Source organism: Zemynaea arenosa, from assembly GCF_004614185.1.
Taxonomy (GTDB): Bacteria; Pseudomonadota; Gammaproteobacteria; order Burkholderiales; family Burkholderiaceae_D; genus Telluria; species Telluria arenosa.
In genome coordinates, this window is record NZ_SPVF01000274.1 from 25,613 (window position 1) to 39,287 (window position 13,675).

The window sequence follows — 13,675 nt, forward strand, 5'->3', positions numbered from 1 at the left end:
GGCTTCGCTTATTTCGCGGCGGGCACGGGCCGCGAATACAGGTCGATGATCTCCGCGATCGCATCCGCGCACACGTGGCAGAAGGTCTCGCTGCGGTCAAACATGATGCACTGCATCTCGGGGCGGTAGTAGCCCTTGGCTTCGTAGTTCGCGCCTTCGAATGCGCCCACGGAGCGCACGTACTGGCTCTTGGCGAACAACGCGTTGGTCCACGCCAGGTCATCGCGGAACAGCTTGTCCATCTCGGTTTCGGGGCGGTTCTGCTTGCGCAGCTCCGCGCGCACCTTCTGGTACTCGCGCGAGTGCGTCTCGTACTCCTCTTTCGGCCACGGCGTGGGCAGCGGCGTCCCGGCCTTCACATATTTGTTCCACTTGAGGTGGGCCGGGTCCTTGAGCGCGGTGGCGTTGGGCTCCCACGGTTCCGGGCGCGCGCCGGTGGACTGGTAGGCCACGGGAGAGGTGTAGTACTCGTCCGCCAGGCCCGCGAAGTGGTGCCCGAACTCGTGGATGAACAGGTAGTTGGACCACGGGTTGGCCGCGGCGGCCGTGGAGAACTGCCCGAAGATGCCGCCCCCGCCGTAGGTCTCGTTGTTCACCAGGATCTCGATGAACTCATACGGTGCGTACATGGCGATGTCGCGCAGGGCGCGGTTGTCCAGCGTGAGCACGTAACGCTCGGAGCCGAAGATGTCGTAGCGGGTGCCCAGCGCGGAGGCGTGGTGCTGGCCCGTGGACGGACGCGAGATGCCGCTCTCCTGCGTCGGCACGGCCAGCGCCCACACATTGAAGTCATTGGCGCGCTCCTTGAACGGCGAGGTCTGGAACAGTTTGTCCGCCAGGCGGCGCACGTCGGCCTCGAACTTCTTCATGTCCGCCGCGGTGTAGCCATCACCCAGCACCAGCAGGTCCACCTTCTGAGGCGACGGGCCGCTCACGCGGATCGGGATCGGCCTGGCGGGCGCGGGGCCCTGCTTCTTCACCGTGTCCGGCGCATCGGCGTCGACGTCCGCGGTCCACACCACCGAGAACTGGTTGCGCTCATCGCGCTTGAGGATGCGCACGCGCACCGGCTTGTCGAATTTCGGGAAGCGCACCGACTCCTCGAAACCGCGCGAGATGCGGTTGGCCTCCTCCGTGCTGCGCCACTCCGCAAAGATGGTCGAGAAGCCGCGCGAATACAGCACCGCGCCCGTGTTCGGATCCACCACTTCCACCATGTTGTTGCCGCGGTCCGTGCGGTCGATGGCCTGCGACAGGTCGCCCGGCCAGGGCAGCGGCTCGATGCTCACGCGCTCCAGCGCATAGCTCTCGGACAGCGCATTGCCGGTATGGAGGTAATCGACGCGGACGGTGGCCGGTTGCGCCGGTTGCGGCGCTTGTGCCGGAGCGGCCAGCGCGGGGACAGCCAGGGCGGCCAGCGCGGCCAGCGCGCAGGTACGGAGGAGAGACGCAGCCATTCGAAATCCTTTCGTGACGGGACGCGGGCATTGTAATGCGGGCGCGGACTTTGCAGGAATCGGCGGATAATGGCCGAGGCCCCATCCACGCCCAGCGTAAACACATGAAGACCACCATCCATCCCATTTCGACAGACCACAGCAGCGTGAACTACAAGCTCACGAGCTTCACCTTTGACGGCTCGGGCTTCGGCAAGAAGGCCTACATCCAGGCCGCCGTGCATGCGGACGAGGTGCCCGGACTGCTGGTGGCGCACGTGCTGCGCCAGGAGCTGGAAAAACTGGAGAGCGAGGGACGGATCAAGGGCACGATCGTGCTGGTCCCGGCGGCCAATCCGATCGGGCTGGCGCAATCGATCCACGGGGCGCCGTTCGGGCGCTTCGATCTCTCCACCGGCACCAATTTCAACCGCGCCTACAAGCACGTGGCCGATGACCTCAAGGTCTGGCTGGACGGGAAGCTGACCAACGATGCGCGGACCAATGTGGAGACCATCCGCATGCAGGCGCGCCGTTCGGTGGATTCCTGGCGGCCCGAGACCGACACCGAGGTGCTCAAGAAGCACCTGCTGGGCATGGCCATCGATGCCGACATCGTACTGGACCTGCACTGCGATACCGAGGCCGTGGTCCACATCTACGCGGGCACTCCGCTGCTGGAAGCCGTCAAGCCGCTGGCCGCCGTGATGGGCGCACACGCCGTGCTGCTGGCCCTGGCCGCGGGCGGCGAACCGTTCGACGAAGCCTGCAGCCGCCTGTGGTGGGATCTGCAGGCCCACTTCGGCCCTGACTACCCGATCCCGCCCGCCTGCGTGGCCACCACCGTGGAACTGCGCGGCGAGCGCGATGTGAGCTACGAGCTGGCGCGCCAGGACGCCCACAATCTCCTGCAATACCTCGGCCACGAGGGCCTGCTGGACATCGACCTGGAACCGCTACCCGAGCCGCTGTGCCAGGCCACCCCGCTGGAAGGCGTGGAGCCGATCCGCGCGCCGCATTCGGGCGTGCTGGTCTACCACAAGAAGCTGGGGGACAAGGTGGAGGAAGGCGATGCGCTGGCCGACCTGATCGACCCGGTCAACGGCACCGTGACCACGCTGCGCTGCCATCACGCGGGCGTGTTCTTCGCGCGCAGCGCCTGGCGCCACGTCCTGCGCGGCATGAACGTGGGGAAGGTGGCCGGCGAAAAGGCATTCCGCGTCGGCCTGCTGCTCAGCGCCTAGTTCGCAGGACGCTCAGGACAGATATATATTGGGGAAGTACTTCTCCATATACGCCTCCGGCTTGGCCGCTTCCGTAAAGCCGAACTCACGGTACAGCGCGTGCGCATTGGAGGTGTGGAGCGTGAAGCGGCGCAGGCCCTGCAGCGAGGGATGGGCCATGATGGTCCGCATCATCTGCTTGGCAAAGCCGTTACCGCGGTAGGCGGGCAGCACGAACACATCCACCAGGTTGGCGAACGTGGCGTAGTCGGTGACCACGCGCGCGAACGCCACCTGGCGCCCATCCACAAAGCCGCCGAAGCACATCGAATTTTCGATCGCACGTTCCACCACCCGGCGCGGGATGCCGACCGCCCAGGTCGACTGCTCGCTGAGGAACTGGTAGATCATCGGGACGTCGAGGTCCGTCTTGTTGGTGCTGATCTCGAACTGCGGCGACTGGAGCATGGGCGTAAGGATCGAAAGGGACAGGCGCCCTATTCTACAGATTTTCTACAGATTTCCGCGCCCTGTCAGCGCGACTGCAGATAGCGTGCGGGGAGCTTGAGTTTCGCGTCCTCGGCGCGCCAGATGATGTTGGCGATGTACCAGCGCTTGCCGTCGCTGATCAGCTGGACGCTGTTAATACCGCGCATGAACGGTTCTGCCGTCATCGAGCCCTTGCGTGCCTCATAGGTGGTGAAGACGTGGGCCAGTTCGCCGAACTGCTCGACCGTGCGCGCCTTTTCGGATTCGAAGAAACCGATGTCCATCAGGCCTTTTTCGTTCTTTTCCACGTATTCGGCGGGCGTCATCGGGCGGTGCACGACGGTTCCATCGGGCTTCATCCCGATCGCCATCATGCGGGCGCCGGGCGCAAACAGCGAGTGAAAGCGGTTCCAGTCGCGCTGCTTGCCGACCGGGCCGGAAATCACGTCGTACAGCGCGGCCATGATGCTGTCGATGCTGGCCACGTCGGCCGGATTGGCCTGCGGGGCGGCGGCCGGTGCCGGCGCGGTCATGGCCGGGCCGTGGGTCACCGGCGGGACCGGCGCCGGAGCGGGGGTCTGGGCCTGGGCGCAGGCGGCGATCAATACAAGTGCGGCACCGGCCGCGAGGCGGAACGAAGTGGTCATGCAGTCTCCTTTTGTTATGAATGACGACGGACCGAATGGTCCCCTATTTTTCGCCGGATGTCACCAGCCTTTATAATCTATCGGATACATATCCCCGATCCTCCGGACACCTCATCATGACCGACCAATTTGCAAAGAAGGGCGAAGCCTGGTCCGCGCGCTTCTCCGAACCCGTCTCCGACCTCGTCAAACGCTACACGGCCTCCGTCTTCTTCGACAAGCGCCTGGCGCTGTTTGACATCCAGGGATCGCTGGCGCATGCGGAGATGCTGGCCGCGCAGGGCATCATCTCCGCCCAGGACCGCGCCGAGATCGAGCGCGGCATGGCGCAGATCCGCGGCGAGATCGAGGCCGGCCAGTTCGAGTGGCTACTGGACCTGGAGGATGTGCACCTGAATATTGAGAAGCGCCTGACGGAGCTGGTCGGGGACGCCGGCAAGCGCCTGCACACGGGCCGCTCGCGCAACGACCAGGTGGCGACCGATATCCGCCTGTACGTCCGCAGCGCCATCGATGACATCCTCGGCCTGCTCAAGGAGTTCCGCCGCGCGCTGGTGGACCTGGCCGAGCGCCATGCAGACGTGATCCTGCCCGGCTTTACTCACATGCAGGTGGCGCAGCCGATCACCTTCGGCCACCACATGCTGGCCTACGTCGAGATGTTCGGGCGCGATGCCGAACGCATGGCCGATGCGCGCCGCCGCGTGAACCGCCTGCCGCTGGGCGCCGCCGCGCTGGCCGGGACCACCTTCCCCATCGACCGCGAGCGCGTGGCCCGCACGCTCGGCTTCGAGGACGTGTGCCACAACTCGCTCGATGCAGTGTCCGACCGCGACTTCGCGATCGAATTCTGCGCCGCGGCCTCCTTGATCATGACGCACATCTCGCGCATGTCGGAAGAGCTGATCATCTGGATGAGCCCCCGCGTGGGCTTCATCGACATCGCGGACCGTTTCTGCACCGGCTCGTCCATCATGCCGCAGAAGAAAAACCCGGACGTGCCGGAACTCGCGCGCGGCAAGACGGGCCGCGTGTACGGCCACCTCACCGGCCTGCTCACGCTGATGAAGGGCCAGCCGCTGGCCTACAACAAGGACAACCAGGAAGACAAGGAGCCGCTGTTCGACACCGTGGACACGGTGGTGGACACGCTGCGCATCTTCGCCGACATGGCGGGCGGGATCACCGTCAAGCCGCAGGCGATGCGCGCGGCGGCGCTGCAGGGGTATGCCACGGCGACCGACCTGGCCGACTACCTGGTCAAGAAAGGCCTGCCGTTCCGCGACGCGCACGAAGCGGTGGCGCACGCGGTGCGCGCCTGCGACGACGCGGGCTGCGACCTGGCCGAAATGCCGCTGGAGCGCCTGCGCGAGTTCTCGCCGCTGATCGGCGAGGACGTGTTCGCGGTGCTGACGCTGGAAGGCTCGGTTGGGGCACGCGACCACGTGGGCGGCACGTCGCCGGACCAGGTGCGCAAGGCCATCGCACGCGTGCGGGCGCAACTCGCATGAGTGGCATCGGCGGCACGGGCGGCGTCGGCGGAAAGACTTTCGACGAGGCGCTGGCCGGCCTCTCGAATATGACCGAAGGCCTCCAGCCCATCGGCAAGGACGAGCACCTGGCGCGCATCGCCAAGGCCCAGGCTTACATGCGGGCGCACGGCGTGGCGGCGGTCTACCTCAACGCGGGCACCAACCTCACCTACTTCACCGGCACGCACTGGCACCCGAGCGAGCGCATGGTCGGCGCGATCCTGCCCGCTTCCGGCGCGCTGGAATACATCGCACCCGCATTCGAGGAGGCGACGCTGGAAGGTTTCATGACCATCGAATGCCCGGTGCACGTGTGGGACGAGCATGAGAGCCCGTACGCGCTGTTCTGGCGCCTGGTGGAGCGCATGGGCATTGCGCCCGGCGCGCGCATCGGGCTTGATGAAAGCACGCCTTTCTTCATCGCCGACGGCCTGCGCCAGCTGGCGGGTGGCCACGTACTGGAAAACGCCAAGCCGGTGACGGCGCACTGCCGCACGCGCAAGTCGGCCGCTGAAATCGCCCTCATGCAGCGCGCGAAGGACATGACGCTGGCCGTGCACAAGGCCACCGCCAGCATCCTGCACGAAGGGATCACCACCCAGCAGGTGAAAGACTTCATCGCCCGCGCGCACCGCAAGGTCGGCGCGCCAGGTTCCTACTTCGTGATCGTGCTGTTCGGCGAGGCCACGGCCTACCCGCATGGGGTCAACTACGAACAGTCGCTGCAAAATGGTGACGTAGTGCTGATCGACACCGGCTGCAAGGTCCACGACTACATCTCGGACATCACGCGCACCTACGTGTTCGGCGAGCCGACGGAGCGCCAGCGCGCCGTATGGAACGCGGAGAAGGCGGCGCAGCAGGCCGCGTTCGACGCCGCGCAGCTGGGCGTCCCGTGCCGCGAGGTCGATGCGGCCGCGCGCCGGTCGCTGGAAGCGGCGGGCTTCGGCCCCGGCTACAAGCTCCCCGGCCTGCCGCACCGCACGGGCCATGGCATCGGCATGGACATCCACGAATGGCCCTACCTGGTCGGCAGCGACGACACGCCGCTGGACGTGGGGATGTGCTTCTCGAACGAGCCGATGATCTGCATTCCCGGCGAATTCGGCATCCGGCATGAGGACCACTTCTACATGACCGAACAGGGGCCGCGCTGGTTCACGGAACCGTCGCCGTCGATCGACCAGCCATTCCGCTGAGCCAATGACTGACCGCACGGCCGAACCGCTGGTGGAACCCTGGACCAGGCCCGCGTTCGGCTGGGCCTTATTGGCCGCGTTCCTGCATAGCGCGGCGTGGTCTTGGTTCGTCACTGACTGGCGGCAAGCGAAGTACGATGACCAGGTCCCGGTGCGCGCGGTACTCGAAAAGGCGGAGCTCACGCGGAAGCTGGGCCAGGGTCTGTCCAGGACGCCCTACCTGCTGCTGACCCTTCGCCCGGCCGAGCCACCCGGCGCGCCGGCGCAGGAGGTCATGTCCGGCGGCGGCCCGGATCACGAAATGACCCAGTACCTGGACCGCCACCACCCCGGCGACATGGTCACGGCCTGGATGTACCGCAGTTCGGGACGCATCCACGACGTGTTTCCGCGCGAGGCGCCGGACCTGGCCGGACTCTTCTTGTTCCTTCTGCCGACCCTCGGCTTAGCAACCGCCTTCCTCGTTTTCTTCATACTGGGCGTCGCCACGGGCACGCGGGTGTCCCCGCCGCGCAACACATCGGCGCAGCGCGGCCGTTTGTAACGGTTTTCCGCTCAAAGATGCGCCCGCGGCTGCGCAAACGGTTATGCTTTAGGCATAAGTATTGACATCTCAGCCGAAAGGGCCGGCCGTGTACCGCATCGCACTGTCCAGCAGTCCCGCCTGCAAAATCCTGCTGGCGCGCGGACTAGCCGCGTTGCCCCAGCAGGTCTCCCTCGATCACGTCACCTCCATACGCGCGCTGGCAGCCTTCCTGCGCTGGAACGTGCCGCACGCGGTGCTGGTGGCCAGCTCCACCTGCCCCGCCGAAGAGCTGCGCGAGCACCAGCTGCTGCAGCCGGGCTGCGGGCCGCTGTTCGTGTACACGGAGGATGACCGCAGCCTGCGCGGACCGTTGCACGGCCACTGGGGCCTGCTCGCCTCCGCGCTCGCGCCCAGCGACCTCCCGGCCGTGCTGCTGCCGCGGATGATCGAGGCGATGGCGGAGGACCATACGCGCTGCGAGGGCGCGCTCAACGTGTCCAGCGTCCTGGCGCGGTCGGCCGATGCCATCATCATCACCGATCACCATGGCCGTATCGGATTTGCCAACGCCGCCGCGCGCCTGCTGTTGCAGTGGGAGGACACGATTCCGGTCGACACGGAGATCGCCCGCGCGATGCCGCTGCTCGATCCCGTGAACCTGAGCGCTGTGGAGCACCCCATCGTGATCGCGCTGGACCGCCGGGCGCCGGTACGTGAGGCGCTGGGCTACATGCTGCGCCGCGCGGACAGCAGCACCGTGTGGATCGAGGATGTATCGGAACCGCTGTACGCGGAGACCGGTGAGATCAAGGGCGCGGTCATGCACTTCCATGAGAAGCCCGCGGGGTCGACCGGGCCGGCTGGCTAATCCAGGCCTGCTGCGCTGCGATGCATGCGGATGACCGGGACGGTCACGCCGCTCAATGAAAGATCAATCTGCGCGCCGCGCACGAAGCCGGCGGCTTCGTACAGGGGCACGCCCGGCAGCGTGGCGGTGAGCTCCAGCTGCTGGTAACCCGCACGCACCGCCGCCTGCACGCAATGCCGCAGCAGCGCCCGGCCAATACCGCGCCGCGCGAAAACCGGGTCGACGAAGAAGGCGCGGATGCGCGCCGCGTCATGGGTGGGGTCGAGCAGGCGGTCGTTGCCGGCCTTCGCGCCGTCGCCGCCATAGGCTGCGTCGCGCATGCTCCAGCCACCGCAGGCGGCCAGCACTCCGTCCAGCTCCACCGCATAGTAGGTGCCGTCTCGGACCAGCTGCGTGTCCACGCCGAATACCTCGCGCGTCACCGCCGCCGTCTGCTCCGGCGTATAGAAGCCCGCGCTCAGCGCCAGCGCCGAACGCTCAATGAGAGCATTCAGCGCCGGCACTTCTTCCAGCGTGGCGGGGCGGATCAGCATCGGGCTTAAGCGTCGGTGGTGCGCTTCTGGACCAGGGTCAGGATGTCGTAGCTTGCCACAAGTTCGTCATTCTGATTGGTGACCTGCACGTCCCACGCCACCACGCCCTGGCCTACGCCGCGGTCGTCCTTGCGGTTGCGGTCTACCTTGCGCTTGGCCGTGAGGCGCGCGCGGATGGTGTCGCCGATCGCCACCGGCGCCACGAAGCGCAGGTTGTCCAGGCCGTAGTTGGCCAGCACCGGGCCGGGAGCAGGAGACACGAACAAACCCGCCGCCGCCGACAGCACGAAATAGCCGTGCGCGATGCGCTTGCCGAACTGCGTGTCCTTGGCCGCGATCTCGTCGAAGTGCATGTAGAAGTAGTCGCCCGAGACGCCGCCGAAGTTGACGATGTCCGCCTCGCTGACCGTGCGGCGGTGCGTGAGCAGGGAGTCGCCGATCTTGAGGTCTTCGAAGTACTTGCGGAAGGGGTGCACGTCCGACTCCTGCACCGCGCCGCCGCGCACATATTCGCCCGTGACCGCGGACAGCATGGTCGGCGAGCCTTGCACGGCCGCGCGCTGCAGGAAGTGCTTGACGGCGCGGATGCCGCCCAGCTCCTCGCCGCCACCGGCGCGGCCCGGGCCACCGTGCTTCAGCTGCGGCAGCGGCGAACCATGGCCGGTCGAGTCGACCGAAGCCTCGGCGTCGAGGATGTGCACGCGGCCATGCGAGGCAGCGGCAATCGGCACCGCGTAGGCGGCAATCGCAGGTTCGCGGGTCACCAGGGTGGACACCAGCGAACCCTTGCCACGCGCGGCCAGGTCCAGTGCCTCGTCGATGCCGTCGTAGGCCATCAGCGTGCTCACGGGGCCGAACGCTTCCACGTCGTGCACGGCGTTGTTCTTCAGCGGCTCGCGGCACAGGATCAGCGTCGGCGAGAAGAAGGCGCCGTTGTGCGCACCCTCGCCCACCGGCTTGAAGCCGTCGTTGGCGCCGTAGACAATCTCATTGTCCTTGGCCAGCATGGCCACGCGCTCGGTCACGTCACGCACCTGGTCGTAGGAGGCCAGGGCGCCCATGCGCACTCCTTCCACCGACGGGTCACCGACGACGACCTTCGACAGGCGCGCGCGCAGGCGCTCGCTGACAGCGTCCACCTGGTTGCGCGGGACGATGATGCGGCGCACTGCGGTACACTTCTGGCCCGCCTTGGTGGTCATCTCGCGCGCGACTTCCTTCACGAACAGGTCGAACTCGGGGTCGTCCGGGGTCACGTCCGGCGCGAGGATGGCGCAGTTCAGCGAGTCCGCCTCCGCCGTGAACGGGACCGAGTTGGCGATCAGGTTCTTGTTGGAGCGCAGCTTGGCGGCCGTGTCGGCGGAACCGGTAAAGGTGACCACATCGTGGCCCTGCAGGCGGTCCAGCAGGTCGCCGGTGCTGCCGATCACCAGCTGCAGCGCACCTTCCGGCAGCAGGCCCGAATCGTGGATCATGCGCACCAGCGCCTCGGTGAGGTAGCTGGTGGCGGTGGCGGGCTTGCCGATGCAGGGCATCGCGGCCAGGAAGCTGGGGGCGAACTTTTCGAGCAGGCCCCAGATCGGGAAGTTGAAGGCGTTGATATGCACCGCCAGCCCGCCGCGCGGCACCAGGATGTGGGTGCCCGCAAAGCCACCGCGCTTGCCGAGCGCCATGGCCGGGCCTTCGTGCAGCACGTTCGACGAGGGCAGCTCGCGGCCACCCATGCTGGCGTAGGCGAACAGGGTGCCGATGCCGCCTTCCACGTCCACCCAGCTGTCCGGGCGGGTCGCGCCGGTCAGGTGCGAAATCTTGTACAGCTCTTCCTTGCGCTCCATGAGGTAGAAAGCCAGGGCTTTCAAGCGCTGGGCGCGGGTCTGGAAGTCGAGCTTCATCAGCGCAGGCACGCCGGTCTTGCGGCCGTAGGTGATGGCCTCGTCGAAATCGATGGTCTCGGCGTGGGTATGGTAGATCACGCTGCCATTGAGGGCTCCGTGCAGGGGCGCGTTCGCTTCCTTGCCGATCCAGCGGCCACCGATATAGCTTTGCAGGGTTGCTGCGTTCATTTGGTCTCTCCAGTTTTATTTTTGGGTGAGTGCTGGGCTGCAAAGGCGCTCAGGTCGATGCGCTTGCGCCCCGGTTCCTCTTCGGTCAATGCTTCGCATTCGATCATGGTGTTGGCGGAGCGCTGTGCCAGGTCCTGGTACTGCTTCGTGCCGTAGCTCTTCCACTTGATCTCTTCGTCCTTCAGCTCACGCACGATCCTGGCGGGCGTGCCCATGACCATGCTGCGCGGCGGGATCTCCATCCCGGCCTTCACGAAGGCGGCGGCGGCGACGATGCTCTCGGCGCCTACCACGGCGCGGTCCATCACGACCGCGTTCATGCCGACCATGGCGTTGCGGCCGATGCGGCAGCCGTGCAGCACGGCGCCGTGGCCGATGTGGCCGTCCACCTCAACCACCGTCTCCTCGTCTTCGAAGCCGTGCATCACGCAGGTGTCCTGCACATTGGAGCCTTCTTCCAGCACGATGCGGCCGAAGTCTCCGCGCAGGGAGGCGAGCGGGCCGACGTAGCAGCGCGGGCCGACGATCACGTCGCCGATCAGCACTGCGGTCGGGTGCACATAGGCGGTGGGGTGGACGACCGGGCGCACGCCGTTGATTTCGTAGACCTTGACCATCACACGCGCTCCAGCACCAGCGCGATGCCCTGGCCGACGCCGATGCACATGGTGACCAGCGCGTAGCGGCCGCCGGTGCGGTGCAGCTGGTTTACGGCCGTCATCACGCAGCGCGCGCCGGAGGCGCCGAGCGGGTGGCCGATGGCGATGGCGCCGCCGTTGGGGTTCACGTGCGGCGCGTCGTCCGGCAGGCCGAGGTCGCGGGTCACCGCCAGGCCTTGCGCGGCAAAGGCTTCGTTCAATTCGATCACGTCCATCTGGCCGATGGACAGGCCGGTCAGGGCCAGCACCTTCTTCGTCGCCGGCGATGGGCCGAAGCCCATGATGCGCGGGGCCAGGCCGGCGGTGGCCATGCCGACCACGCGGGCGCGCGGGGTCAGGCCATGCTTCGACGCGGCAGCGGAGGATGCCAGCAGGATGGCGCAGGCACCGTCGTTGACGCCGGACGCGTTACCGGCGGTGACCGAGCCTTCCGGCTTGACCACGCCCTTCAGCTTCGCCAGCTGCTCGATGGTGGTCTCGGGGCGCGGGTGTTCGTCGGTGTCCACCACCTTGGGATCGCCCTTCTTCTGCGGGATCGTCACCGGGACGATTTCCTGCTTGAAGAAGCCTTCCGCGTTGGCGGCGGCCCAGCGCTGCTGGCTGCGCAGCGCGAATGCGTCCTGGTCGGCGCGCGCGATGCCGAATTGTTCGGCCACGTTCTCCGCCGTCTCGGGCATGGAGTCGATGCCGTACTTCGCCTTCATCAGCGGATTGACGAAGCGCCAGCCGATGGTGGTGTCCTCGATCTTGGCGCTACGCGACCACGCGCTGTCCGCCTTGCCCATCACGAAGGGCGCGCGGGTCATGCTTTCCACGCCGCCGGCGATCATCAGCTGGGTCTCGCCGGACTTGATGGCACGCGCCGCCGTGCCGACGGCGTCCAGGCTCGAAGCGCACAGGCGGTTGATGGTCATGCCCGGCACCTCGACCGGCAGGCCGGCCAGCAGCGCGGCCATGCGCGCCACGTTGCGGTTATCCTCGCCGGCCTGGTTGGCGCAACCGTAGAACACATCGTCCAGCGCGGCCCAGTCCACGTCCTTGTTGCGCGCGATGAGGGCGGCGATGGGGATGGCGGCCAGGTCGTCGGCACGCACGCTCGCCAGCGCACCGCCGAAGCGGCCGAAGGGGGTGCGCACGGCGTCGCAGATGAAGGCGTCGATACTCACGGGAGTCTCCTCAGAGGTCTATTTTTTGCGGTTGTCGATCACGCGCCGGGCTTTGCCGGTCAGCGTGCGTTCAATGGGGCCCAGCGTGACGCGGGTGCTCACGCCGACAAAGGTTTTGATGTGGTGTTCCAGCTCGCGGGCCAGCGCGTCGTGCTCGTGCGCAGGCACCTCGGGGCGGGCTTCGGCCCGTACGGCCAGCGTGTCCAGGTGGCCGTCGCGGGACGCCACCAGCTGGTAGTGCGGCGCCAGGCGCGGCATCTTGAGCACCAGCTCTTCGATCTGGCTGGGGAACACGTTCACGCCGCGGATGATCAGCATGTCGTCCGAGCGGCCGGTGATCTTGCCCATGCGGCGCATGGCGCGCGAGGTGGGCGGCAGCAAGCGGGTGAGGTCGCGCGTGCGGTAGCGAATAACGGGCAGCGCTTCTTTCGTCAACGTGGTGAAGACCAGCTCACCCTCTTCGCCATCCGGCAGCACCTCGCCCGTCTCGGGGTCGATGATCTCGGGGTAGAAATGATCTTCCCAGATCACCGGGCCATCTTTCGATTCGATGCATTCGCTGGCGACACCCGGCCCCATCACCTCGGACAGGCCGTAGATATCCACCGCGTCGATGTCCGCGCGCTGCTCGATCTCGGCGCGCATCGCATCGGTCCACGGCTCGGCACCGAAAATGCCGACCTTGAGCGAGGACGTGGCCGGGTCGACGCCGATGCGCTGGAACTCCTCGATGATGTTGAGCATGTACGACGGCGTGACCATGATGATCGAGGGCTGGAAGTCCTGGATCAGCTGCACCTGCTTTTCGGTCTGCCCGCCGGACATCGGCACCACCGTGCAGCCCAGCCTCTCGGCGCCATAGTGTGCGCCCAGGCCACCAGTGAACAAGCCGTAGCCGTAGGAGACGTGCACCATGTCGCCGGCACGGCCGCCCGCCGCGCGGATCGACCGCGCGACGCAATTGGCCCAGGTGTCGATGTCGGTCTGCGTGTAGCCCACCACCGTCGGCTTGCCGGTGGTGCCGGACGAGGCGTGCACGCGCGCCACCTGCTCCTTCGGCACCGCGAACAGGCCAAAGGGATAGTTGTCGCGCAGGGTTTTCTTGTCCGAGAACGGGAATTTGGCCAGGTCGCCCAGCGTGCGGAGGTCGTCCGGATGGACGCCCTTTTCGTCGAACGCGCGGCGGTAGTGCGGCACGTTCTCGTAGGCGTGGCGCAGCGACCAGCGCAGGCGCTCCAGCTGCAGCGATTCAAGCTCGTCCCGGCTGGCGCGCTCGATGGGCTCCAGGTCTCCGGGTTGAGGGATGCGTTGGACCATGCAGTCCTCCGATTGTG

The 13,675-nt window shown here is 66.9% G+C and carries 13 protein-coding genes; 5 read left to right on the plus strand and 8 right to left on the minus strand.

The window, feature by feature from the left end; translation table 11 throughout:
- Positions 1-8 precede the first annotated feature (8 nt).
- A complete protein-coding gene (locus E4L96_RS23000; protein ID WP_135209552.1) occupies positions 9-1,457 on the minus strand; it encodes an IgA Peptidase M64 in 1,449 nt (482 codons plus the stop codon).
- A 104-nt stretch (positions 1,458-1,561) separates the two neighbouring features.
- On the opposite strand from E4L96_RS23000, the gene E4L96_RS23005 reads away from it, so the two are divergent.
- On the plus strand, positions 1,562-2,680 hold the full coding sequence (locus tag E4L96_RS23005; protein ID WP_135209553.1) for a succinylglutamate desuccinylase/aspartoacylase family protein: 1,119 nt from the start codon (positions 1,562-1,564) through the stop codon (positions 2,678-2,680).
- 12 nt (positions 2,681-2,692) lie between these two features.
- On the opposite strand, the gene E4L96_RS23010 is transcribed toward E4L96_RS23005, so the two are convergent.
- Positions 2,693-3,127 (minus strand): GNAT family N-acetyltransferase, encoded by a 435-nt coding sequence (locus E4L96_RS23010; protein ID WP_135209554.1) that lies wholly within the window; start codon positions 3,125-3,127, stop codon positions 2,693-2,695.
- Between the two features lie 65 nt (positions 3,128-3,192).
- Positions 3,193-3,795: a hypothetical protein gene (locus E4L96_RS23015; RefSeq protein WP_229414731.1), complete on the minus strand. Its 603-nt coding sequence runs from the start codon at positions 3,793-3,795 to the stop codon at positions 3,193-3,195.
- Between the two features lie 116 nt (positions 3,796-3,911).
- Between E4L96_RS23015 and argH the strand changes: the two genes are divergently transcribed.
- The 4 genes from argH (at position 3,912) to E4L96_RS23035 (ending at position 7,920) form a co-directional block, all read left to right on the plus strand.
- Positions 3,912-5,306 (plus strand): argininosuccinate lyase, encoded by a 1,395-nt coding sequence (argH, locus tag E4L96_RS23020; protein ID WP_135209555.1) that lies wholly within the window; start codon positions 3,912-3,914, stop codon positions 5,304-5,306.
- Positions 5,303-6,526 carry a M24 family metallopeptidase gene (locus E4L96_RS23025; protein ID WP_135209556.1) on the plus strand — a complete coding sequence of 408 codons (1,224 nt, stop codon included), beginning with the start codon at positions 5,303-5,305 and terminating at the stop codon, positions 6,524-6,526. The genes argH and E4L96_RS23025 overlap by 4 nt, the downstream gene beginning before the upstream one ends.
- 4 nt (positions 6,527-6,530) lie before the next feature.
- Positions 6,531-7,070, plus strand: coding sequence for a hypothetical protein (locus E4L96_RS23030; protein WP_135209557.1), 540 nt, complete (start codon positions 6,531-6,533; stop codon positions 7,068-7,070).
- Between the two features lie 88 nt (positions 7,071-7,158).
- Complete coding sequence (locus tag E4L96_RS23035; RefSeq protein ID WP_135209558.1) at positions 7,159-7,920, plus strand: PAS domain-containing protein; 762 nt, start codon at positions 7,159-7,161, stop codon at positions 7,918-7,920.
- On the opposite strand, the gene E4L96_RS23040 is transcribed toward E4L96_RS23035, so the two are convergent.
- The 5 genes from E4L96_RS23040 to paaK are packed head-to-tail and all read right to left on the minus strand — an operon-like array spanning position 7,917 to position 13,658.
- Positions 7,917-8,453 (minus strand): GNAT family N-acetyltransferase, encoded by a 537-nt coding sequence (locus E4L96_RS23040; protein WP_135209559.1) that lies wholly within the window; start codon positions 8,451-8,453, stop codon positions 7,917-7,919. The two genes, E4L96_RS23035 and E4L96_RS23040, sit on opposite strands and share 4 nt — an antisense overlap.
- A 5-nt stretch (positions 8,454-8,458) precedes the next feature.
- Positions 8,459-10,516, minus strand: a complete 2,058-nt coding sequence (paaZ, locus tag E4L96_RS23045) for a phenylacetic acid degradation bifunctional protein PaaZ (protein ID WP_135209560.1) — start codon at positions 10,514-10,516, stop codon at positions 8,459-8,461.
- Positions 10,513-11,133, minus strand: coding sequence for a phenylacetic acid degradation protein PaaY (paaY, locus tag E4L96_RS23050; protein ID WP_135209561.1), 621 nt, complete (start codon positions 11,131-11,133; stop codon positions 10,513-10,515). Before paaY ends, paaZ begins: the two co-directional genes overlap by 4 nt.
- Positions 11,133-12,335, minus strand: a complete 1,203-nt coding sequence (gene pcaF, locus E4L96_RS23055; protein ID WP_135209585.1) for a 3-oxoadipyl-CoA thiolase — start codon at positions 12,333-12,335, stop codon at positions 11,133-11,135. The genes paaY and pcaF overlap by 1 nt, the downstream gene beginning before the upstream one ends.
- Before the next feature lie 24 nt (positions 12,336-12,359).
- Positions 12,360-13,658 carry a phenylacetate--CoA ligase PaaK gene (gene paaK / locus E4L96_RS23060; protein WP_135209562.1) on the minus strand — a complete coding sequence of 433 codons (1,299 nt, stop codon included), beginning with the start codon at positions 13,656-13,658 and terminating at the stop codon, positions 12,360-12,362.
- Positions 13,659-13,675 lie beyond the last annotated feature (17 nt).

Excerpts from the sequence above, each read along its gene's own strand:
- E4L96_RS23030 (WP_135209557.1), top strand. The coding sequence starts at position 6,531 with ATGACTGACCGCACGGCCGAACCGCTGGTGGAACCCTGGACCAGGCCC.
- paaK (WP_135209562.1), bottom strand. The coding sequence starts at position 13,658 with ATGGTCCAACGCATCCCTCAACCCGGAGACCTGGAGCCCATCGAGCGC.
- paaZ (WP_135209560.1), bottom strand. The coding sequence starts at position 10,516 with ATGAACGCAGCAACCCTGCAAAGCTATATCGGTGGCCGCTGGATCGGC.
- E4L96_RS23015 (WP_229414731.1), bottom strand. The coding sequence starts at position 3,795 with ATGACCACTTCGTTCCGCCTCGCGGCCGGTGCCGCACTTGTATTGATC.
- E4L96_RS23040 (WP_135209559.1), bottom strand. The coding sequence starts at position 8,453 with ATGCTGATCCGCCCCGCCACGCTGGAAGAAGTGCCGGCGCTGAATGCT.
- E4L96_RS23005 (WP_135209553.1), top strand. The coding sequence starts at position 1,562 with ATGAAGACCACCATCCATCCCATTTCGACAGACCACAGCAGCGTGAAC.
- E4L96_RS23025 (WP_135209556.1), top strand. The coding sequence starts at position 5,303 with ATGAGTGGCATCGGCGGCACGGGCGGCGTCGGCGGAAAGACTTTCGAC.
- E4L96_RS23010 (WP_135209554.1), bottom strand. The coding sequence starts at position 3,127 with ATGCTCCAGTCGCCGCAGTTCGAGATCAGCACCAACAAGACGGACCTC.
- E4L96_RS23000 (WP_135209552.1), bottom strand. The coding sequence starts at position 1,457 with ATGGCTGCGTCTCTCCTCCGTACCTGCGCGCTGGCCGCGCTGGCCGCC.
- paaY (WP_135209561.1), bottom strand. The coding sequence starts at position 11,133 with ATGGTCAAGGTCTACGAAATCAACGGCGTGCGCCCGGTCGTCCACCCC.
- argH (WP_135209555.1), top strand. The coding sequence starts at position 3,912 with ATGACCGACCAATTTGCAAAGAAGGGCGAAGCCTGGTCCGCGCGCTTC.